Origin of the sequence: Nocardioides sp. Root1257 (assembly GCF_001425175.1) — a bacterium.
Taxonomy (GTDB): Bacteria; Actinomycetota; Actinomycetes; order Propionibacteriales; family Nocardioidaceae; genus Nocardioides.
This window is the reverse complement of sequence record NZ_LMDV01000009.1, coordinates 824,277-845,951: the sequence shown is the minus strand read 5'-3', so window position 1 is coordinate 845,951 and position 21,675 is coordinate 824,277. Positions and strand designations below refer to the sequence as shown.

Sequence of the window (21,675 nt, the reverse complement as noted above, 5' to 3'; positions counted from 1 at the left end):
GCGTCGTCGCGCCCTCAGACGGCCAGGTGCGCGCGGACCCGCTCCTGCGGCGGCCCCTCACCGCCTTCACGCTCGGCCTGCTCGAGCTTGATCGCGTAGGCGACCCAGAGGACCCACATCGTGAACACCAGCGAGGCGAGCAGCGCGATGGTGATCCCGGGGACGCCGGCGACCTCCGCCAGGGTCTTGAGGTTGGTCAGCACGATCACACCTCCGACCGCGACGCCCAGCACCCGCGGCGGCAGGAAGCGCACCAGCGTGGCCGCGATCGGCGCCGCCACCACGCCGCCGGCGAGCAGGGCGGCGGCGAAGGCCCAGTTGATGCCCTGGCCGCCGAGCCCTACGAGGAAGCCCAGCGAGGCACCGATGGTGACGACGAACTCGGCGGTGTCGACGGAGCCCACCACCTTGCGCGGCTCGAGCCGACCCGACGAGAGCATCGAGGTCGTCCCGACCGGGCCCCAGCCCCCGCCGCCGATCGCGTCGACGACGCCGGCCAGCAGGCCCAACGGCGCCAGGAACCGGACGGACGGACGGCGCTGGAAGCGCAGGGTGCGGAGCGCGAGGAACCGCCACGTCACGTAGACGCCCAGGGTCAGCAGGATCACGGCGACGAGCGGCTTGGTCAGGCTCGGCTCGAGGTTGACCAGCAGCGTCGCGCCGGCGAACGCGCCGACGAAGCCGGGGACCGCCAGGATCGACACGGTGCGCCAGTCGACGTTGCCGAGCGCCTGGTGGGAGATGCCGGACACGAGCGAGGTGCCGATCTCCGAGAAGTGGATCGCCGCGGACGCGGCCGCGGGGCCGAGGCCGCCGGCCACGAGCAGGGTCGCGGACGTGACGCCGTACCCCATCCCCAGCGAGCCGTCGACCAGCTGGGCGACCAGGCCGACGAGGGCGAGCATTACGAGCTTGCGCATGTCGTCACCTCAATGAATTAACTCTAGTGACTTTATGGTCATTGCGAACGCGGCCGATGTCAACCGTTCGCCCCGCGGACCCGGCAGGTTTGAGGGGGTTGTGTTGCAGGGTTACTGACGAGTACGTACCATGGAAGTTACCGACCAGTATTCTGACGACGAGCATGGCGAGGTGGGGCAGTGAGCCACTACAAGAGCAACCTCCGGGACATCGAGTTCAACCTGTTCGAGGTCTTCGGCCGCGACCAGGTCCTGGGCACCGGCCCGTTCGCCGAGGTCGACGCCGAGACGGCCCGCGAGATCCTGTCCGAGGTCGACCGGCTGGCCCGCGAGGACCTCGCGGCGTCGTTCGCCGACGCGGACCGCAACCCGCCGGTCTTCGACCCGGCGACCAACACGGCACCGCTGCCGGAGTCGTTCAAGAAGAGCTACCACGCGTGGATGGACGCCGAGTACTGGCGGCTGAGCACGTTCGCCGAGCTCGGCGGCACCCCCGCCCCCTCGAGCATCAACTGGGCCATGGGCGAGCTCGTCCTCGGCGCCAACCCGGCCATCTGGATGTACGGCGCCGGCCCCATGTTCGCGGGCGTGCTGCACCGCAACGGCAACGAGCGCGACCGCCAGATCGCCCAGCTGGTCGTCGACCGGGGCTGGAACACCACCATGGTGCTGACCGAGCCCGACGCGGGCTCCGACGTCGGCGCCGGTCGCACCAAGGCCACCCAGAACGACGACGGCACCTGGAACATCGAGGGCGTCAAGCGCTTCATCACGTCCGCCGAGGGCGACCTCAGCGACAACATCATCCACATGGTGCTGGCCCGCCCGGTCGGCGTCGAGGGCGCCGGCGGCCCCGGCACCAAGGGCCTGAGCCTCTTCATCGTGCCGAAGTTCCACTTCGACCTCGAGACCGGCGAGCTGGGCGAGCGCAACGGCGCCTACGTCACCAACGTCGAGCACAAGATGGGCATCAAGGTCTCCAACACCTGCGAGCTCACCTTCGGCGACCCGCAGGTCGGCGGCGGCGAGCCGGCCGTCGGCTACCTGCTCGGCGAGGTCCACAACGGCATCGCGCAGATGTTCCAGGTCATCGAGAACGCCCGGATGATGGTCGGCACCAAGGCCATCGCGACCCTGTCGACCGGCTACCTCAACGCGCTCGAGTTCGCCAAGGAGCGCGTCCAGGGCGCCGACCTCGCGCAGTCCGCGGACAAGACCGCCCCGCGCGTGACGATCACGCACCACCCCGACGTGCGCCGCTCGCTGATGACGCAGAAGTCGTACGCCGAGGCGATGCGCGCGCTGGTGCTCTACACCGCCACCTGGCAGGACCAGGTGATGGTCGCCGAGCACGCGGGCGAGCGTGACGAGCTCGCGGAGAAGGTCAACGACCTGCTGCTCCCGATCGTGAAGGGCTACGGCTCGGAGCGCTCGTGGACGCTGCTCGGCACCGAGTCGCTGCAGACCTTCGGCGGCTCCGGCTTCCTGCAGGAGTACCCGATCGAGCAGTACGTCCGGGACGCCAAGATCGACACCCTCTACGAGGGCACCACGGCGATCCAGGGCCAGGACTTCTTCTTCCGCAAGATCGTCAAGGACCAGGGTGCCGCGCTCGGCCACCTGGCCAACGAGATCCAGCAGTTCATCGCGAGCGAGGCCGGCAACGGTCGCCTCAAGGTGGAGCGCGAGCTGCTCGCCACGGCCCTGGACGACGCGCAGGCGATCGTCGGTCACATGATCAACGACCTGATGTCCGCCCAGGACGAGGTGCGCAACATCTACAAGGTCGGCCTCAACACCAGCCGCCTGCTGATGGTGCTCGGCGACGTGGTCTGCTCGTGGCTGCTGCTGCGCCAGGCCGAGGTCGCGCTCGAGAAGCTCGGCGGAGACGCCGCCGGATCCCTGGGAAGCAAGGACAAGGCCTTCTACGAGGGCAAGGTCGCGGCCGCGCAGTTCTTCGCGCAGAACGTGCTGCCGAAGATCGCCGCCGAGCGTCAGCTCGCCGAGGCCACGGACCTGTCCCTGATGGACCTGGACGAGTCCGCCTTCTGATCCATCGCCGACCCGGCGCTGGTCTTCACCCATGAGGTGAGGACCAGCGCCGGGTCGCCGTCATTTCAGGGCACCCGCGGCCCGTCGTACGACCTCGGTGAGGCGGTCGAGGACCGGGGAGTCCAGGCGCCAGCGCTGCCAGTGCAGGGGTACGTCGACGTGCAGCCGGCTGCCGAGGGGCACCAGCCGGCCCTGCTCGACCGACGCGGTGAGCTGCGGGAGCGGGATCATCCCCCAGCCGAGGCCGAGGCAGACGGACTCGAGGAAGTCCGCCGACGTCGGCACCCGGTGCACGACCGGCGGTTCGGCGACACCGCGAGCAGCCAGCAGCTCGTGCTGGAGCAGGTCCTTCTCGTTGAAGACGACCATCGGCATCGCCGCCCAGTCGGGACCGCGGCCGCGCCGCCAGCGCTCGGCGACCGTGGGCGCCGCGGCCGGGACGTAGCGCAGGTGACCCAGCGGCTCGACGGAGCAGCCCTGGACCGGCGCCGGCTCCGACGTCACGGCGGCGAGCACGTCGCCGCTGCGGAGCAGGTCGGCCGAGAAGGCCTGGTCCTCGACGTGCAGCCGCAGCGCCACGTCGGGCCAGTCGGCGACGTCGGCGAGCGCCGCGCGGAACCAGGTCGCCAGCGAGTCCGCGCTCACCGCGACCGGCAGGTCGACCGTCCCGAGGTGGCCGTGCGCGAGCGCGTCGCGGACCTCCTCCTGCAGCAGCCGGGTCTGCCGGGCGAGTCGGATCAGCTCCTCCCCGGCGGGGGTCGGCCGGCACGGCGTCGTACGCCGCACCACGACCTGCCCGACGTCGGACTCGAGCGCCCGGATCCGCTGGCTGATCGCCGACGCCGTCACGTGCAGGTGGCGGGCCGCCGCGTCGAAGGTGCCGTGGTCGGCGATCGCCACCAGGGCCTCGAGCTGGGCGGGAGCGAGTTCCATGAAGCCACGCTAATGGTCTTGCAGAAACATTCGCTGTCCTTCAGCCGAGCCGACACCTAGCGTGGCCCCGTGCTCGACTCCGCCGCCGCCGGCCTGCTGACCGGACTCTCCCTGATCATCGCGATCGGCGCCCAGAACGCCTACGTGCTGCGGCAGGGTCTGGCGCGCGAGCACGTCGGCCTGGTCGTGGCGATCTGCACGCTCTCGGACCTCGTGCTCATCGTCGCGGGCGTCGCCGGCATCGGCCGGCTCGTCGAGAACGCGCCGTGGGTCCTCGACGTGGTGCGGTGGCTCGGCGTCGCGTTCCTGACCTGGTACGGCGTCTCCTCGCTGCTCCGCGCCCGCAAGCCCGAGTCCCTGCGGGCCGACGAGCAGGTCAGCGTCAGCCGGCGGGGGGCGGCCGCGCGGGCGATGGCGCTGACCTGGCTCAACCCGCACGTCTACCTCGACACCGTGCTGCTGCTCGGCACCATCGCCAGCCACGAGGGCCCGGCGGGGCGCTGGTGGTTCGCCCTCGGCGCGGGGCTCGGCAGCATCCTGTGGTTCAGCGGGCTCGGGTACGGCGCGCGCTACGCCAGCCGCTTCCTGTCCAGCCCGCGCGCCTGGCAGGTGCTCGACGTCCTGATCGGACTCACGATGCTGCTGATCGCCCTCAAGCTCGCCACCGGCTGAACCACCCGGACGGGTGGGACTCTCCCCCAACCGCCACGGTGGACTCTCCTGCACCGCTACCCTCGCGGCAGGAGGACCAAGCACGCATGACGGAGGACCCCGCGGGCCATGGCGACCCGTCGCTCGACCGGTACGCCCGCATGGTGTGCCGGGCCCTCGGCGTCTCCACCGCGACCGTGACGATCATCGAGCGGGACCGCCAGGTCTTCCCCGGTGCGTGCGGCCTCCCAGCGGACCTCCAGCGCGACCGGGAGTCCCCGATCTCGCACTCCTTCTGCCAGCACGTCGTCGCCGAGCAGAAGCCCCTGATCGTCTCGGACGCGCGTGAGCACGACCTCCTCCGGGACAGCCCGGCGATCCCGGACTACGGCGTGATCTCGTACGCCGGGTGGCCGATCACCGATCACACCGGCGCCGTGGTCGGCTCGCTGTGCGCTCTCGGGGACGAGCCGCACGAGTGGACCGACGACCAGGTCGAGATGCTCGAGGACCTCGCCGCGGCGTGCTCGGCGGAGCTCTCCGAGCGGGGTCTGCGCGGCCTCGCGGACCGCGGTGAGCGCAGCGCGACCGACCTGTCCCACCGCAGCCGGGTGCTGCTCGCGCTGAGCGAGGGACTGTCGGCGACCCGGACCATGACCGACGTGGCCCAGGCGGTGGAGCGGATCGCGGTCGACCAGCTCGGCTGCCTGCACGCCGGGATCTGGCTGCGCGGCCTCGACGACCAGGGCCCGCGCGACCAGGCGCAGGAGGTGCTCACGTTCGTCGCACCGCCGGCCACGACCTGGATCTCGGCGATCCGCAACGCGGTGCTGCCGTTCGACGACACCAACCCGGTGGGCGGGGCGGCCGTGCACGGCCACGCCGAGTACTTCAGCAACAAGGACGTCCAGAACGCGCTCTACCCCCACCTCGACACCGTCAGGCAGGTCGGCGACGCCCGGACCTTCCAGCCGTTGATCACCCGCGGCTCGGTCCTCGGGACGCTCGCGCTGATCTGGGACGGCCCGCACCCCCTCACCGAGGAGGACCGCATCACGATCGAGGCGCTGGCGTCGTACTCAGCCCAGGCCGTGCAGCGCGCCGGCCTCCTCCAGGAGCGCCTCGACGCCCTGGTGACCCTGCAGAGCGCCCTGCTGCCCGCACTGCCGGAGTCGGCGAGCCTCGAGCTGGCCGCCCGCTACCGGCCCGCGGCCTCGCGCGACCAGGTCGGCGGCGACTGGTATGACGCCGTCGTGACCCGCAGCGGCGCGACCAGCCTGATGGTGGGCGACGTCGTCGGCCACGACATCGCAGCGGCAGCCGTGATGGGTCAGCTGCGGACCATGCTCCGGACCATCGCCTGGTCGCTCGGCGACGGCCCGGCCGCCCAGGTGCACCGGCTCGACCAGGCCATGGAGGACCTCGGCGTCGACGCGATGGCGACCATCGTCTACGCCCGCGTCGAGGCGGGCGACGGATCGGCCGGTCGCACCCTGCGCTGGACCAACGCCGGGCATCCGCCGCCGCTGCTCGTGACCGCCGAGGGCGAGGTGAGCCTCCTCGACGACGGCACCCCGGACCTGATGGTCGGGGTGCAGCCGGACACCGAGCGCACCGACCGGAGCGTCCTGATGCCTGAGGGCTCGACCCTGCTGCTCTACACCGACGGCCTCGTCGAGCGGCGCGGCGAGACGATCAGCACCGGGCTGGCACGGCTCGCGGAGTCCGCCCAGCGGCACCAGGCCCTGGCCGTCGACGACTTCCTCGACGCGGTGCTCGGCGACCTCGTCGGGCAGGAGCTGGCGGACGACGTCGCCGTGCTCGCCGTACACCTCCGCGCATAGGGTGCTGGGCATGACGGACCCCCTGAACGACGCCGAGCTGCTCGGCGCGTACGTCGACGTCTGGTGGCAGGCGATCAACGACTTCACGGACCTGCTCGAGGAACTGCCAGCCGAGGAGTGGGCGACCCCGACCGACCTGCCCGGCTGGGACGTGAAGGCCGTGGCGTCGCACGTCGCGCACCTGGAGAGCATCCTCGCCGGCGCGCCGGAGGAGACCGCGGAGGTCGGCGAGCCCGCGCACGTCACCGGGATGATGGGGCTCTACACCGAGATCGGGGTCGTGACCCGACGCGACGCCAGCCCGGACGCGATCATCAACGAGATCCGGTCCGCCGCCACGTCGCGGCACACGGCGCTGCTCGCCGACCCGCCCGCGGACCCGGCCGCCAAGCCCGAGCCGATCTTCGGCGGCGTGGGCTGGGACTGGCGCACGCTGCTGCGCAACCGGCCGCTCGACGTGTGGATGCACGAGCAGGACATCCGGCGTGCGGTCGACCGGCCCGGCGGCATGGACTCCGCCGCCGCGCGGCACACGGCCGAGTACCTCGCCGAGAGCCTCGGCTTCGTCGTGGCCAAGCGGGCCGGAGCCGACCCCGGCACGACCGTGGTCCTCGAGCTGGAGGGCAGCGACCCGTTCGCGTTCGCCGTCAACGACGCCCGCCGGGGCGAACGCCTCGCGAGCGCGCCCGCGTCCGCGGACGTCACGCTCCGGATGGACCGCGAGGCGTTCATCCGCCTGGCCGGCGGGCGCTGCCAGCCCGAGCCGGGCACCTTCGCCGTCACCGGTGACGACGACCTGGCGGGTCGCATCATCGGCGCCATGGCGACCACGCCGTGACCCGCTCCGACCGCTGGGACCCGTCCGACATCCCCGACCAGGTGGGGCGCACGGTCCTCGTCACCGGCACGACCGTCGGCGGTCTCGGCCACCACACCGCCCTCGAGCTCGCCCGGCACGGCGCCCGGGTGGTGCTCACCGGACGCTCGCCCGAGCGGATCGCCGAGACCGAGCAGGCGATCCTCGCCGAGGTCCCGGCCGCCACCCTCGAAAGGGTCGAGCTCGACCTCGCCGACCTGTCGTCGGTGCGCCGGGCCGCGGCCGCCGCAGCCGACCTGGGACCGCTCGACGTGCTCGTCAACAACGCGGGCGTGATGGGGACGCCCTACCACCGCACCGACGACGGGCTCGAGCTCCAGATGGCGACCAACCACTTCGGACCGTTCCTGCTCACGGGCCTCCTGCTCCCCCAGCTCGTGGCCTCGGGGCACGGCCGCGTCGTCTCGGTCTCCTCGCAGATGCACCGGATCGCGCGGTCGGCCCCGCTGGACGACCCGCTCGAGCAGCACGGCCGCTACCAGCCCTGGCCGACCTACGGGCGCTCGAAGCTCGCCAACCTGCTCTTCGCCTACGAGCTGGACCGCCGGCTGCGGCGCGCCGGGCTGCCGGTGCAGGCGCTCGTCGCCCACCCGGGCTTCGCGTCGACGCACCTGGCGGCCAACGGGCAGTACGGCCGCTCCAGCGGCGGCATCGCCTCGATCCTCGACGGCGCCATCAAGCTGGTCTCGCCCAACACGGCCGAGCAGGGCGCCTGGCCGACGCTGATGGCGGCGACCGCCGACCTCCCCGGCGCGACGTACGTCGGCCCGGACGGGCTCCTCGAGTGGGGCGGCCGCCCGCGAGTGACGACGAGCAACAAGCTCTCGAACGACGAGGTCGCCCAGCGCCGCCTCTGGGAGATCAGCGAGCAGGTCACCGGTGTCAGCTACCCGTGAGCGGAGCCCTCGGGACGACCGATGAGTCCGCGGCCGCGCCGTGGTCGGTACCCGCATGACCACCGGACGGATCGATGACCGCTTCAGCGCGCCCACGGCGACGGCCCTCACCTGGGAGGCCGTGGCGGCGCTGCTCGACGCGGCCGAGCTCTACTGGTTGACCACCGTGCGCTCCGACGGACGCCCGCACGTGACGCCCCTCGTCGGTGTCTGGAGCGGCGGTCGCTTCGCGTTCTGCACGGGACCGGGCGAGCAGAAGTCCGCCAACCTCGAGCACTCCCCGCTCGTCGCCGTGACGACCGGCGGCAACGACTGGACGTCCGGCACCGACGTCGTGGTCGAGGGCACCGCCCAGCGGGTCACCGGACGCGACCAGCTCCTGCCGCTCGCCGCGGCGTGGCGACGCAAGTACGGCGAGGACTGGGCCTGGGGCGCCGACGACGAGGGCTTCACGGACGGCGACGGCAGCAGCCCGTGGGTCTACGTCGTCCCGCCTGCGAAGGTGATCGCCTTCGGCAAGGACCCGCACTCGCAGACGACCTTCCGCTTCTGATCGGTGCCGAGCACGCACGTCGCCGTCACCCGCCGACCTCGCGGTCGGCCACGCGGACCAGGCCGCCGAGGACGGGGACGTACGCCGAGCGGTCGGCGCCGAGGACGACCGACCCGCCGTGGTTGTCGACGAGCGGGTTGAGGCCGGTGCGGCGGGCCCACGCGAGGCGGCCGGTGCGCAGGTCGAGGGCGCTCAGGTACCAGGCGTCGACGCCCAGCCAGCTGTGCCGCTTGGTCCACACGTAGGCGAACCCGTCTTCGGTGGAGACGGCCGGCGCGCCGCTCGGGGCGTCCATGTCGGTCGTCCAGGTCACCCGGCAGCGGCCGTCGACGACGTCGACCCGGGCGATGCCGCGGCTCGTCGTACGGCCGAGGACCGTGGAGGCGACGCCGCCGTAGCCGTGGGAGTTCGCGACGACGACGCCGGTGCCGGCGGCCACGAGACCCCCGTCGGTCGCGCCCTCGTCGTCGTCGAACACCTCGGTGCGGCAGACCACCTCGCCCGTGTCGGCGCGGTGGAGGACCACCTCGAGCCGCGGGTCGCGGTTGTCGGCGACGGCGACCAGCCCGTCGGGGAGCACGACGGGCGCGCTGCCACGCTCGCCCCCGTCGTCGTACGCCGCGGCCCAGGCGGGCGTGGGGCTCCCGGCCGCCACGTCGACCCGGTGCAGCGCGTCGGCGCCGGCGACGAAGACGCCGTCGTCCGACACCGTGACCGGCCGCTCGACGCGGTCGGCCAGGTCGACGGTCCGCGCCTTCCGGCCCGCGACGAAGCCGACGACCCCGGCGCCGGAGGCGAACCAGACCCGACCGGTCGGGTCGACCCCCAGCCCCGCCACGCAGTCGTCGTCACCGAGGTCGCCGGAGAGGTCGACCGACGACTCGACGACCAGGTCGTCGACGCCGAGGCGGAAGATCCGCTGGCCGCTCGAGGCGACGACGTCGTCGCCGTCGACCGCCAGCTGCCCGGCGCACCCGGAGCCCGGCAGGTCGGCGGACCGCTCCTGCCGCAGGCTGTCGGGGTCGACCACGCGCAGGACCGGCCGGTCCCCGCCGCACAGCAGCACCAGCCGGCCGTCGTCGTCGAGCTCGATCCGCGCGCAGTCGCTGACGCCGTACGACCTCGTGGTGACCGTGGGCGACTCGCCGACCGGCCCGCGCACGGGACCGGCCACGGACGGACGGCCGACGTACGCCGGCGTGACCCAGCGCCCGGGCCCCGGCGGGATCGGCACCCACCCGTCGGGGACGACCACGGCCAGGCCCGCGAGCACCACGACCACGGCCGCCCAGACGGCGACCACGCGGCGTGTCGGCCGCAGCCAGGCCCGCAGCGGCGGCCACAGCAGCGAGAGCCCCGCGACGACGAGCACGAGGGGCCCGAACCCGAACCAGAGGACCGCGACGCCGAGCAGGGCGAGCGTGCGACCGAACCTCATCGCCCGCGATCGTAGTGTCCGGCGGCCCCTTGGCTCCGCGCACGCGCCGGAGCACAGTGGAGGCCATGAAGCGACTCTCGGACGTGAAGCGGATCGGGTACGGCGCGATGAGGCTGACCGGCCCCGGGATCTCCGGGCCGCCGGCCGACCCGGACGAGGCCAGGCGGGTGCTGCAGCGGGCCGTCGAGCTCGGGGTGGACCACATCGACACCAGTGACTACTACGGCCCCTACGTCGTCAACGACCTGATCCGCGAGGCCCTGCACCCCTACCCGCCGGAGCTGGTGCTGGTCACCAAGGTCGGCGCCCGGCGCGACGACGCCGGTGCGTGGCTGCCGGCCTTCGCGCCCGACGAGATCAAGGCGGCGGTGCACGACAACCTCGGCCGGCTCGGCATCGAGCGGCTGGGCGGGGTCAACCTGCGGTTCATGGACGACTGGGAGGGCGGCTTCCAGGAGCAGTGGACCGTGCTCGCCGACCTCCGCTCGCAGGGACTGGTCGGGGACCTCGGACTCAGCAACTGCACGCCCGAGCAGGTGAAGGCCGCCCAGGACATCGCGCCGGTGGCGATGGTGCAGAACGCCTACAACGTCGCGCACCGCGAGGACGACGACTTCGTCGACGCGCTGGCGGAGCAGGGCATCTACTACGTGCCGTTCTTCCCGCTCGGCGGCTTCAGCCCGCTGGCGCTCGCCGCGGTCGACGGCGTCGCGGGCAAGCACGGCGCGACGCCGATGCAGGTCGCGCTCGCCTGGCTGCTCCAGCGCTCCCCCAACATCCTGCTCATCCCCGGCACCAGCTCCGTGGCGCACCTGGAGGAGAACCTGGCGGCGGGCCGGATCACGCTGGACGACGAGGACCTGGCGGCCCTGGAGGAGCTCGGCTAGACCGTCGCCAGCCGGGGGTGCAGCAGGCCCTCGCGCCGCCCGACCAGGACGGCGAGCCCGATCGTCGCGGCGACGGCGGAGGCGTTGATCGAGAGCATCGAGACGCTCTTGACCAGCACGAACGTCTCCACCGACTGCGAGAGCAGCAGCCAGAGCGTGAAGCCCGCCTTGGCGATCGCGAGGCCGGCCCACATCAGGGTGAGGTTGCGGAAGAGGCAGCGAACCCCGGGACGGCAGGCGAGCTCGTCGTCCATCGGGTAGAAGTCGCCGGCCAGCCGGGCCACCATCGGACGGGCGGTCATCGCGGACGCGAGGAACACGGTCCCGATCGCGGCGTCGGTGATGATCGGCTGCAGGAAGTAGAGGAACGTGCTGTCCGTCAGCAGCGCCACCAGGGTCCGCACGGTCATCACGCTCGCCGTGAGGACCAGCAGGCCCGACGTACGCCGGCCGGTGACGGCGCGCCACGCGATCGCGCCGTACGACCAGGTCAGGGCGGCGAAGATCGCGAACCAGACGCCGTACAGGCGGAACGCCGTGTAGAAGACGGTGGCCGGGACCACGCAGGCCACGAAGAGGCTGGCCGCGACCCGGCGGATGACGGCGCGCAGTCGCGGGGGCGCCGGACGGTCGACGGGCGCGCTCGCCTCGACGACGGTCGGGGCGGGCGGGGCTGCGAGGAGAGACATGGAACACCTGACTGGCGACCGGAGTCGCCCGGGAGGGAGCGTCACCTCGACCTGCCCGGACACCCGCCGGCGCAAACCCGCGGCCGCCCGACACGTCGAGGTGGTGACGTGAATCTCATCGGCAGGAGCGCCTGACACCTTGAGCAGTCACCTCGTACTCTTCCACCGGCGGGGCGTGGGGCCCGTGGTCTCGGGGAGTCGGCAACAGGAGCGCCATGGACCTCGATCCCAGCCTGAAGTTCTGCTCGTTCTGCGGTGACGAGGGTCGCGCGGACCCACCGCTCTTCGGCGGCCTCGGCGCATTCATCTGCGGGACCTGCGTGGCGGACTTCGGAGCCGCGCTGAGCGGCGACCGCGAGCTCAGGTCGCCGCCGTGGGAGCGGATGTCGGACCCCGAGCTGCTCGGGCACCTGTGGTCCATCCAGCAGTCGGCGTTCCAGGCGGAGGAATTCCTGGTCGAGTGGGTCGACCTCGCCCGCTCCCGGAAGCTGTCGTGGACCTCGATCGGCCAGGCGCTCGGCATCCCGCGCCGGGAGGCGCAGGAGCGGTTCAGCACGGGTGCGCGCTAGCAGGATCGGGGCATGATGGCGGCATGAGCGAGCGCAGCGAGCGAATCATCGAACACAGCGCCCCATGTGCCTCATGCGCGCACGGAGCGAAGCGAGTACGTGCATGAGCAACCATCGCGCAGGACAGCCCGCCCAGCCCTCGGACCTCGTCGACGTCGCGCACCTGGTGACGGCGTACTACACCGGCGTGCCGGACCCCGAGGACCCCGATCAGCAGGTCGCGTTCGGCACCAGCGGGCATCGCGGCTCGTCGTTGCGCACGGCCTTCAACGAGACCCACATCCTGGCGACGACGCAGGCGATCGTCGACTACCGGCGCGAGCAGGGGTACGACGGGCCGCTCTTCATCGGCCGCGACACCCACGGCCTCTCCGAGCCGGCGTGGGCGACGGCGCTCGAGGTGCTCGCCGCCAACGACGTGACCGTGCTGGTCGACGCCGACGACCGCTACACGCCGACCCCGGCGGTCTCGCACGCGATCATCCGGGCGAACGGCGGCCGAACCTCGGGTTCGGGCCTGGCCGACGGCATCGTGGTCACGCCGTCGCACAACCCGCCCTCGGACGGCGGCTTCAAGTACAACCCGCCGCACGGCGGTCCCGCCGACTCCGACGCCACGTCGGTGATCGCGGCCCGGGCCAACGAGCTGATCGGCCGCGGCCTGGCCGGGGTGCAGCGGGTGCCCTTCGCCCGCGCGCGGGCCGCCGCGTCGGCGTACGACTTCCTGGGGACGTACGTCGACGACCTGCCGCACGTCGTCGACCTCGCGGCGATCAAGGAGGCCGGCGTCCGGATCGGGGCGGACCCGCTGGGCGGCGCGTCGGTCGACTACTGGGCGGCGATCGCGGAGCGGCACGGGCTCGACCTGACCGTCGTGAACCCGCTGGTCGACCCGACCTGGCGGTTCATGACGCTCGACTGGGACGGCAAGATCCGGATGGACTGCTCCTCGCCGTCGGCGATGGCGTCGCTGATCGCGCAGAAGGAGAAGTACGACATCGCGACCGGCAACGACGCCGACTCCGACCGGCACGGCATCGTGACGCCCGACGCCGGCCTGATGAACCCCAACCACTTCCTGGCGGTCGCCATCGGCTACCTCTTCGGCGGGGCCCGGCCGGGCTGGCCGGCGGGTGCACGGATCGGCAAGACCCTCGTGTCGTCCTCGATGATCGACAAGGTCGCGGCCTCGATCGGGCGCGAGCTGGTGGAGGTGCCGGTCGGGTTCAAGTGGTTCGTCCCCGGTCTCATCGACGGGTCGTTCGGGTTCGGCGGCGAGGAGTCGGCGGGCGCGTCGTTCCTCCGCACCGACGGCTCGGCGTGGACCACGGACAAGGACGGCATCATCTTGGCCCTGCTCGCCTCGGAGATCCTGGCGAGGACCGGCCGCTCGCCCTCGGAGCACTACGCCGACCTGGTCGCCGAGCACGGGGAGCCGGCGTACGCCCGGATCGACGCGGCCGCGACCCGCGAGCAGAAGGCGGCGCTCGCCGGGCTCTCGCCGGACGCCGTGACCGCGACGTCGCTGGCCGGCGAGGAGATCACCGCCAAGCTGACCGAGGCGCCCGGGAACGGGGCGAAGATCGGCGGGCTGAAGGTGACCACCGGGTCGGCCTGGTTCGCCGCCCGCCCGTCCGGCACCGAGGACGTCTACAAGATCTACGCCGAGTCGTTCCGCGGTCCGGAGCACCTCGCCGAGGTGCAGGCCGAGGCGCGCGAGGTGGTCGACGCCGCGCTGGGCTGACCGCTGGGCAGAGCGCGGGACATACCGCAGATCGAGTACGTCGGGCCTGGTCTCGACCCCGCTCCGCGGCCCTTCAGCATGCTCGGAGGGCCGCCGAGGAGGGAGCCGTGGCCCGACTACTGCACCGTCTGGGTGCGTTCTGCGCCCGGCACGGTCTGGTCGTCATCGCGCTGTGGGTCCTGCTCGCGGCCGGGGTGGGCGTGGCGGTGTCGAGCCTCGGCGCCCAGACGAGCAACGACCTCTCGCTCCCCGGGACCGGCAGCCAGGCGGCCAAGGACCTGCTGGAGGAGCGGTTCCCGCCCCAGCAGAACGGCGTCAACCCGATCGTCTTCGACGTCTCGACGGGCAAGCTCACCGACGACGCGAACAAGCAGGCCGTCGCCGACTCGGTGAAGGCGATCGCGAAGGTCGCCCACGTGCACAGCGTCACGGACCCGCTGAGCAGCTCCGGCCAGACGGCCGGCCTGCTGTCGAAGGACGACCGGACCGCCTTCGCGCCCGTGCTGCTGGACATCGGGTCCGGCGACCTCACTCCCGAGCTCGCCCAGGAGGTGGTGGACGCCACCGAGCCCGCCCAACGGGCCGGGATCACCGTCGCCGCCGCCGGCTCGATCGGCTCGGCGCTGTCCACCGACGACTCCGAGACCAGTGAGGTCGTCGGGATCATCGCCGCGATGATCATCCTCAGCTTCGTGCTCGGCAGCCTGGTGGCCATGGGACTGCCGATCATCACGGCGGTGGTGGGGCTGGCCGTCGCGCTGGGGATCGTCGGGCTGCTCGGCCACGCCCTCCCGATCCCGTCGAGCGGGCCGACCCTGGCGACGATGATCGGCCTGGGGGTCGGCATCGACTACGCGCTCTTCCTCATCACCCGACATCAGGACCAGCTCCGCGAGGGCCTCCCCGTGCGGGACTCGGTCGCCCGGGCGGTCGCCACGTCCGGGAGCGCGATCGTCTTCGCCGGGTGCACCGTGGTCATCGCCCTGCTCGCCCTCGGCGTGGCCGGCATCCCGCTGGTGAGCACGCTCGGGCTCGCGTCCGCGATCGCCGTCGTGGCAGCGGTGCTCGTCGCGATCACGCTACTGCCGGCGGTGCTCGGCCTGCTCGGCCACCGGGTCAACCGGCTGGCGCTCCCCGCGCGCCTGCGGCGTACGCGCAAGCACGGGACCGGCCTGTGGGCGCGCTGGGCCGGCGTGGTGCACCGTCACCCGGTCGTCGTGACCGTGGTGTCGCTCGCCGCACTGGTGCCGCTGATCATCCCGGTGTTCTCCCTCGAGCTCGGGCAGGAGGACGTCGGCGCGACGTCGCCCGACACCACCGAGCGACAGGCCTACGACCTGATCACCGCCGGCTTCGGCGTGGGGTACAACGGGCCGCTCCAGATCGCCTCGGAGCTCGACCCCGTCGCCGCGCCGAGCAAGGAGTACACGCAGAAGTACGACGAGGCGACGTCGCTCCAGCAGGACCTCGAGCAGAAGCAGAAGGACCTGCCGAAGCAGAAGCAGCAGCTCGAGAAGCAGCAGGCCCAGCTCGAGGACGAGCAGTCCCGGCTCGAGTCCGAGCAGGCGACGCTCGAGCGCCAGGGCGACAGCCTCCGGGCCCAGCAGTCGTCGCTGGAGGACCAAGCGAGCGCGCTCCGGGCGGAGCAGGCGCGCCTCGAGTCGGAGCAGGCCGCACTGCAGGCCCGCAAGGCGTCGCTCGAGCGCCAGGCGCGGGCGCTGGCCGCCCGGATCCGGCCGCTCGCGGGCGAGCTGGTCCGGCTCGGCGTACGCGAGCGGATCCTCGAGCGCCGGATCGACCGGGCCCAGGGCCACCCGAACCGGGTCGCCCGGCTGCGGGCCCGGCTGGTCGACGTCCGCGCGCGACAGGCGGTCGTCCGGGAGCGGCTGGCCCCGCTGGAGCAGCAGGCGCGGCGGCTCGCCGACCAGGGCCGGCGCCTCCAGGCACAGGCCGCGCAGCTGGAGCGGCAGGCGGCCGAGCTGCAACGCCAGGCCGACCGGCTCGCGCAGCAGAAGGCGTCACCGGAGCAGCGGGCGGCCGAGCTGCAGCGCCGGGCCAACCAGCTCCAGGACCAGGGCGACGCGCTCCGCAAGCAGGCCGATGCCCTGCAGCAGCAGGCCGACGAGCTCAAGGCCGCGCAGCAGCAGGCCCAGCAGGAGCAGAAGCAGGCGGAGCAGCTCAAGCAGGAGCTCACCGACATGGTCACCCAGGCCGGGGGTGACGAGCGGGGCACCGATCCCCGGGTCGTCGACCTCCAGCACGGACTGTCCGCGACGTCGGGAGTGCTGACGCTGACGCCGCCGCAGCTGAACAAGAAGGGCGACGTCGTGCTGCTCTCCGCGGTGCCGCGGACCGCCCCGGCCTCCGACGACACGGCCGACCTCGTGGAGCGCGTCCGCGACACCGTGCTGCCCGAGACGAACACGGGCGGGGGCATCACGTCGTACGTCGGCGGCTACACCGCGTCGTACGTCGACCTCGCCGCGCTGATCTCGGCCCGGCTGCTGCTGGTCATCGCGACGGTGATCCTGCTGGGCATGGCCCTGCTGATGATCGCCTTCCGCTCGCTGCTGATCCCGCTGCAGGCGGCGCTCACGAACCTGCTCTCCGCGGCTGCGGCGTTCGGCGTCCTCACGGCGGCGTTCCAGTGGGGCTGGGGCATCTCGCTGCTGGGCATCGACACCGCCAGCAGCTCGGTGCCGATCGCCAGCTATGTGCCGCTGATGATGTTCGCCGGTCTCTTCGGCCTGTCGATGGACTACGAGGTGTTCCTCGTCAGCCACGTGCAGCAGCACCACCACGGTGGCGAGGAGCCGCGCCCCGCCGTACGGTCGGCCCTCGGGTCGAGCGCCCGGATCACCACAGCGGCCGCGCTGATCATGGCCTCGGTCTTCGCGAGCTTCATCATCAACGACGACCCGACGATCAAGCAGTTCGGCGTCGGGCTGTCGGTCGCAGTGCTGCTCGCCGGGATCCTGGTGGTGACCCTCGCACCGGCACTGCTGGTGCTGTGCGGCCGGGCCGCATGGTGGCTGCCGCGCTGGCTCGATCGGGTGCTGCCGCACGTCTCCATCGAGGGGGAGGAGCCGCCGGCGCCGGTCACCTCGGCAGTGGCACCCGGAGGAACGTCGGCCGGTAGAGCGTCGGATCCGCCTTGATCTTCTGGGGATCGGTGTTGTTGTTGCTGTACGACGCCACCATGGTCCCGGCCTCCGGGAAGATCTGCGGGTGTGCGAGGGGCATATAGGTCACCGCTCCGCTGTCCGGGTCGGCCGGCAGCGACGCGACCGGGTCGGTCGGCGTGAAGGGGCCGGTCGGCGCGGGGGCCGTCCAGAAGACCATCTGGTCGCCGAGGTCGCCGTCCCGCTTGCTGAGGGCATACCAGCGCTTGCCGCTGGGGAAGACGCTCAGGGTCTGCGACACCCCGCCGACGGCCGGCAGCAGCTCGGCGGACCTGCTGGGCGTGCGCTGCCAGTGAGAGCCGTCCCAGAAGCGCCACTTGGACGATTCGAGGACGTCCTCCGGCCGGACCCGCGCCACCCGCAGCGAGAAGCCGAACACGCCCTCCTTGTCCGGGTTGGCCGTCCCGTAGAGGTAGAGCCAGTCGTCGTCGACGGCCATCGCAGCGCCCCACTCCGGCCGGCTCCTCTTCGAGTCGTCGGCCCCGATGTCCTCGACCTTGATCAGCTGGGGGGTCTGCCCCTCGGCCACCACGAACACCGCCAGGGCCGGACCCAGGTTGGCGAAGTCGAACGAGCCGCCGCCGGTCGCCTTCACCCGCTGCGCCGAGACGAGCACCAGGTCGTAGCCGGGCCGGTGGGCCACCGCGGTGGACATCGGCCAGTAGCCGACCCCGTCGACCCGGTCGGGGATCAGGGCGCCGTGCGAGGGAGGCAGGACGACCGAGACGCAGTCGGTGTCCCACAGCATCATCGAGTTGCGCGCGAACCGCGGGCCGTCGAAGTCGGCGCTGCGCAGGGTGTCACCGAAGACCACGAGGAAGCGACCGTCGGCGAGCTGGACGTCGGCGCCGACGTCGCCCCCCTGGAAGGCCGGGCTGCCCTGCAACGTCGCGATCTGGTGGTTGAGTTCGGCGACGTCCCGGGGCCGACCTCCCCTGTCGACGCACGACGTCTCCGTCGCCACGCTCGGCAACGACGCGGCCTCCACCACGTCGGTCGGCACGAACGCGATCGCCAGTCCGAGCAGGACCGCCAGCGGCAGCACGGAGCCGACCACCCAGAGCCGCCAGTGCCGCACCGGCACCGCCTTCGCTGCCGGACTGCCTACCCCGAGGTCGTGGAACCGCAGCTGCCGGGCGAGCACCAGCGCGAGGACCGCGAGCAGCCCGGCCGCGGCGACGACCAGGGCCGGCTGCACGGCGCGGCCGGGGTCGAAGTACGCCACGGTGCCGAGGGCCTCCTGGGCCGCGCCGATCGGCATCCACGGGGTCACCCTCGACCACGGCGGCGGGAGCAGGTGGTGGCTGGTGCCGGCGAGCAGCGGCGTGGCGAGCACGAAGTACGACGCCGCCGCGGCCGTCAGGCCGACCAGGCCGGCGAGGGCCTCGACCGCCAGGGCCAGGGCGCCCAGCGAGAAGGCGTAGAGGGCACCGAGGCCGATGATCGCGAGGTCGTCGCCGGGGAGCCTCGTCGCGGGGACCACCTGCAACAGCGCGGCGCCCGCCACGGAGACCCCCGCGAGAGCGACCACGCGCAGGACGCCGAGCCGTGCCGAGCTCGCGACCGGCCCGCGGACCAGCGAGATCAGCAGCACGAAGCCGAACCCCACCGCTCCCAGCAGCAGCACGTGCATGCGGACCCGACCGGCCGCGCCGTCCGCCCCCTCCTTCGCGAGCTCCTCGACCGTGACGGTGCGGTCGTGGGCGCGCTCGACCGACGCGATGCTTTCGACCACGGCGTCGTTGAGGGCGTGGTCGGCCCGGGCGTTGACGAGCACGACGTCCTGGGTCGTGCGCAGGTCGACGAGGACGGCGGCGACGACGGTCCCGTCCAGGATCGCCGCCCGCGCCTCGTCCTCGTCGTCGGTCCAGGTGGCGTCGAAGGGCTCCCCCGGCATCGAGCCCGCCTCGCCGGCGAGGGACTCGGCGACGACCGCCGGCCCGGCGATCAGCAGCGGGACGTGGTGCGGTGCGCGCTCACCCCCGCGGAGCGTCAGGGTGGCGAGGGCGACCGCCTGGACCACGATGACGACGAGGCAGGCGACGACGGTCCACCGGCGCGCCCGCTCCTTCGATGCCACGTCACCTCGTTCGGCAGCTGATCCGTCGGACCGAGTGTGTCAGAGGTGGTCGGGCACGATCAGGGCATCCGGGTCCTGCCGCGGCGGCACGTGAGCGAGCGCGACCTGCACCAGGGCGACGCGCGCCTTCACCGTCACCGCGCGCCGAAGCCGGCCGAGGTCGTCCCCGACCTGTCCCTCCACCGTCGCCGTCACCTGCTCCTCGGTGAAGGTGGGGCGGGTGCCGGCCTCCACCTCGACGTCCGGGAGCGCGACGAGCACCGGCAGCACCTGGTCGCCGAGGCCGTCGAGCAGCTGGAACCGGCCGTACTGGGTGAGCTCGGCCCACGCCTCGTCGACGCTCCGCCTGCCCTTGCGCACGGACTTGTCCTGCGCGGCCAGCACGCTCTTCGCCGCTCCCGTCAGGGCCGCGGTCAGCTCGTGCTCGGTGAACCTCATGGGGAGATCATGCTGGACGGGGCCGGCCGGCCGCCGGGGTAGTCCCTGACGTTTCGGTCCCGTCGTACGGCGTGTCGAGGACCATTCCGTCAGGGACTACCCCGACGAGGGACGACAGCAGGGCGAGCTTGTCGGCCGCCTCGGTCCCCGGTACGGCGTGGTAGATCACCAGCATCTGGCCGTCGGTGCCCTCGATCGCGAGCTTCGAGAGGTCGAGCTCGATCTCGCCCACCTGGGGGTGGTCGATGCGGATGGAGCGGCTCTGGATGGGCTTCACGTCGTGGCGCGCCCAGGCCCTGCGGAACTCCTCGCTCCCCAGGGACAGCTCGCCGACGAGCTGGACCACCCGGGGGTCGTCGACGCGGTCGCCGATCCGGTTGCGGAAGCCGGCGACCAGGCGCGGCGCCGTGCGCGCCCAGTCGGGGTGCAGGGTCCGCTCATCGGGATCGAGGAAGATCGAGCGCAGCCGGTTCTCGCCGACCCGCACGTTGGGCGACAGGGCGGTGACGAGCGGGTTGGCGGCGAGCACGTCCAGGTAGCGGCCCTCGATGAACGCCGGGAGCCCGATCACGCTCAACAGCTGGGCGGTCGCCGTCGGCACCGTCTCCGGACGCGGTCGGCGGACGCGACGCCGGGGCTTCGGCGCCCCCAGCCGGAGCAGGTAGTCGGTGGCGGTCGCGTCGAGCTGGAGGACGCCGGCGAGGGCCTCGAGCACCTGGACCGACGGGTTGCGGTCGCGGCCCTGCTCGAGGCGGAGGTAGTAGTCCGCGCTGATGCCGGCGAGCATGGCGACCTCCTCGCGCCGCAGGCCGGCGACCCGGCGTACGCCGTGGCCGGGCAGGCCGACGCTCTCGGGCGACACCAGCTCGCGACGGGCCCGCAGGTAGTCGCCCAGGCGGTTGTCCTTCGGACCGGCGTCGTCACTCACCTGGTTCACGGTAGCCGCGCGAGCCCGGCCGTCCCTGGTCCCCTCACTCCCAGGATCAGCGGGGCTCTGGGTGTCGGTGCGCCCGCGACGCACGGTGGGGCCATGACTACTTCGACGACGACACTCCCCGGCGGCACCTGGACGATGGGCGACCGCACGGTCGCCCGCGTCGGGTACGGCGCCATGCAGCTCGCCGGCCCGCACGTCTTCGGGCCGCCGGCCGACCACGACGGCGCGCTCGCGGTCCTGCGTGAGGTCCGCGCCCTCGGCATCAACCACATCGACACCAGCGACTTCTACGGCCCGCACGTCACCAACCGGCTGATCAAGGAGGCGCTGCACCCGTACGGCGCCGACCTCGTGATCGTCACCAAGGTCGGCGGCCGCCGCGACGAGGAGGGTGGCTGGCTGCCCGCCCAGTCGCCCGCCGAGCTGCGCCAGGGCGTGCTCGACAACCTCGACAACCTGGGCCTCGAGGCGATGGACGTCGTGAACCTGCGGATCATGGACGATCCCGCCGCGTCGATCGCCGAGCGGATGGAGGCGATGGCCGCCCTCCAGGAGGAGGGCCTCGTGCGGCACATCGGGCTCTCGACCGTGTCGGCCGGCCAGGTCGCCGAGGCCCAGGCGATCGCCCCGGTCGTGCAGGTGCAGAACGAGTACAACCTCGCCCACCGCGGCGATGACGAGCTCATCGACGCCCTGGCGGAGCAGGGGATCGCGTACGCGCCGTACTTCCCGCTCGGCGGCTTCAGCCCGCTCCAGTCCTCGGCGCTGTCGGCCGTCGCCACGCGGCTCGACGCGTCGCCGATGGCGGTCGCGCTGGCCTGGCTGCTCCAGCGCTCGCCGAACATCCTGCTGATCCCCGGCACCTCGTCCGTGGCGCACCTGCGCGAGAACGTCGCCGGTGCGGGCCTGGTGCTGTCGGCCGAGGACGTCGCCGAGCTGGACGCGATCGGGGGTTGACCTCGGGCGGAGACGGTTACCGTCCCCA

18 protein-coding genes are annotated in these 21,675 nt (G+C 72.6%); 11 read left to right on the top strand and 7 right to left on the bottom strand.

Annotation, left to right across the window (positions count from 1 at the left end; genetic code table 11):
• Window positions 1-14: 14 nt before the first annotated feature.
• Window positions 15-920, bottom strand: coding sequence for a sulfite exporter TauE/SafE family protein (locus ASC77_RS18095; protein WP_056156148.1), 906 nt, complete (start codon window positions 918-920; stop codon window positions 15-17).
• Window positions 921-1,100: 180 nt separating this feature from the next.
• Between ASC77_RS18095 and ASC77_RS18090 the strand changes: the two genes are divergently transcribed.
• Entirely contained in the window at window positions 1,101-2,972 is a 1,872-nt protein-coding gene (locus ASC77_RS18090) for an acyl-CoA dehydrogenase (protein ID WP_056156145.1), read from the top strand.
• Between the two features lie 60 nt (window positions 2,973-3,032).
• On the opposite strand, the gene ASC77_RS18085 is transcribed toward ASC77_RS18090, so the two are convergent.
• Entirely contained in the window at window positions 3,033-3,905 is an 873-nt protein-coding gene (locus tag ASC77_RS18085; protein ID WP_056156141.1) for a LysR family transcriptional regulator ArgP, read from the bottom strand.
• A 69-nt stretch (window positions 3,906-3,974) separates the two neighbouring features.
• Here ASC77_RS18085 and ASC77_RS18080 point away from each other — a divergent pair, with 69 nt between their 5' ends.
• The 5 genes from ASC77_RS18080 to ASC77_RS18060 all read left to right on the top strand — a co-directional run bounded on the left by ASC77_RS18080 (window position 3,975) and on the right by ASC77_RS18060 (window position 8,726).
• A complete protein-coding gene (locus tag ASC77_RS18080) occupies window positions 3,975-4,577 on the top strand; it encodes a LysE/ArgO family amino acid transporter (protein ID WP_056156138.1) in 603 nt (200 codons plus the stop codon).
• An 86-nt stretch (window positions 4,578-4,663) separates the two neighbouring features.
• Window positions 4,664-6,400 (top strand): SpoIIE family protein phosphatase, encoded by a 1,737-nt coding sequence (locus tag ASC77_RS18075; RefSeq protein ID WP_056156133.1) that lies wholly within the window; start codon window positions 4,664-4,666, stop codon window positions 6,398-6,400.
• Between the two features lie 10 nt (window positions 6,401-6,410).
• On the top strand, window positions 6,411-7,238 hold the full coding sequence (locus tag ASC77_RS18070; RefSeq protein WP_056156607.1) for a maleylpyruvate isomerase family mycothiol-dependent enzyme: 828 nt from the start codon (window positions 6,411-6,413) through the stop codon (window positions 7,236-7,238).
• The gene (locus tag ASC77_RS18065) at window positions 7,235-8,173 is read left to right on the top strand and encodes an oxidoreductase (protein ID WP_056156128.1); all 939 of its coding nucleotides are present in this window, start codon (window positions 7,235-7,237) and stop codon (window positions 8,171-8,173) included. The genes ASC77_RS18070 and ASC77_RS18065 overlap by 4 nt, the downstream gene beginning before the upstream one ends.
• Window positions 8,174-8,228: 55 nt before the next feature.
• Complete coding sequence (locus ASC77_RS18060) at window positions 8,229-8,726, top strand: pyridoxamine 5'-phosphate oxidase family protein (RefSeq protein ID WP_056156606.1); 498 nt, start codon at window positions 8,229-8,231, stop codon at window positions 8,724-8,726.
• Between the two features lie 25 nt (window positions 8,727-8,751).
• Here the strand turns inward: ASC77_RS18060 and ASC77_RS18055 are convergent, their stop codons facing one another.
• Window positions 8,752-10,164, bottom strand: coding sequence for a PQQ-binding-like beta-propeller repeat protein (locus ASC77_RS18055; RefSeq protein ID WP_056156126.1), 1,413 nt, complete (start codon window positions 10,162-10,164; stop codon window positions 8,752-8,754).
• A 65-nt stretch (window positions 10,165-10,229) separates the two neighbouring features.
• Between ASC77_RS18055 and ASC77_RS18050 the strand changes: the two genes are divergently transcribed.
• A complete protein-coding gene (locus tag ASC77_RS18050) occupies window positions 10,230-11,051 on the top strand; it encodes an oxidoreductase (protein ID WP_056156124.1) in 822 nt (273 codons plus the stop codon).
• Here ASC77_RS18050 and ASC77_RS18045 read toward each other — a convergent pair.
• Window positions 11,048-11,740 (bottom strand): VC0807 family protein, encoded by a 693-nt coding sequence (locus ASC77_RS18045; protein ID WP_056156123.1) that lies wholly within the window; start codon window positions 11,738-11,740, stop codon window positions 11,048-11,050. The genes ASC77_RS18050 and ASC77_RS18045 overlap by 4 nt on opposite strands.
• 215 nt (window positions 11,741-11,955) lie before the next feature.
• On the opposite strand from ASC77_RS18045, the gene ASC77_RS18040 reads away from it, so the two are divergent.
• The 3 genes from ASC77_RS18040 (at window position 11,956) to ASC77_RS18030 (ending at window position 17,211) form a co-directional block, all read left to right on the top strand.
• A complete protein-coding gene (locus ASC77_RS18040) occupies window positions 11,956-12,309 on the top strand; it encodes a ClpX C4-type zinc finger protein (RefSeq protein ID WP_056156120.1) in 354 nt (117 codons plus the stop codon).
• 103 nt (window positions 12,310-12,412) lie between these two features.
• Window positions 12,413-14,053: a phosphoglucomutase (alpha-D-glucose-1,6-bisphosphate-dependent) gene (gene pgm, locus ASC77_RS18035; RefSeq protein WP_056156118.1), complete on the top strand. Its 1,641-nt coding sequence runs from the start codon at window positions 12,413-12,415 to the stop codon at window positions 14,051-14,053.
• A 107-nt stretch (window positions 14,054-14,160) separates the two neighbouring features.
• Window positions 14,161-17,211 carry an MMPL family transporter gene (locus tag ASC77_RS18030; RefSeq protein WP_056156117.1) on the top strand — a complete coding sequence of 1,017 codons (3,051 nt, stop codon included), beginning with the start codon at window positions 14,161-14,163 and terminating at the stop codon, window positions 17,209-17,211.
• On the opposite strand, the gene ASC77_RS18025 is transcribed toward ASC77_RS18030, so the two are convergent.
• The 3 genes from ASC77_RS18025 to ASC77_RS18015 are packed head-to-tail and all read right to left on the bottom strand — an operon-like array spanning window position 17,153 to window position 20,681.
• Entirely contained in the window at window positions 17,153-19,315 is a 2,163-nt protein-coding gene (locus ASC77_RS18025) for a DUF4185 domain-containing protein (protein ID WP_056156116.1), read from the bottom strand. The genes ASC77_RS18030 and ASC77_RS18025 overlap by 59 nt on opposite strands.
• A 39-nt stretch (window positions 19,316-19,354) precedes the next feature.
• Window positions 19,355-19,753: a hypothetical protein gene (locus ASC77_RS18020; RefSeq protein ID WP_056156113.1), complete on the bottom strand. Its 399-nt coding sequence runs from the start codon at window positions 19,751-19,753 to the stop codon at window positions 19,355-19,357.
• Between the two features lie 7 nt (window positions 19,754-19,760).
• Window positions 19,761-20,681 carry a helix-turn-helix domain-containing protein gene (locus tag ASC77_RS18015; RefSeq protein ID WP_082574976.1) on the bottom strand — a complete coding sequence of 307 codons (921 nt, stop codon included), beginning with the start codon at window positions 20,679-20,681 and terminating at the stop codon, window positions 19,761-19,763.
• A gap of 102 nt (window positions 20,682-20,783) precedes the next feature.
• Between ASC77_RS18015 and ASC77_RS18010 the strand changes: the two genes are divergently transcribed.
• Entirely contained in the window at window positions 20,784-21,647 is an 864-nt protein-coding gene (locus ASC77_RS18010; RefSeq protein WP_056156110.1) for an aldo/keto reductase family oxidoreductase, read from the top strand.
• Window positions 21,648-21,675: the final 28 nt, after the last annotated feature.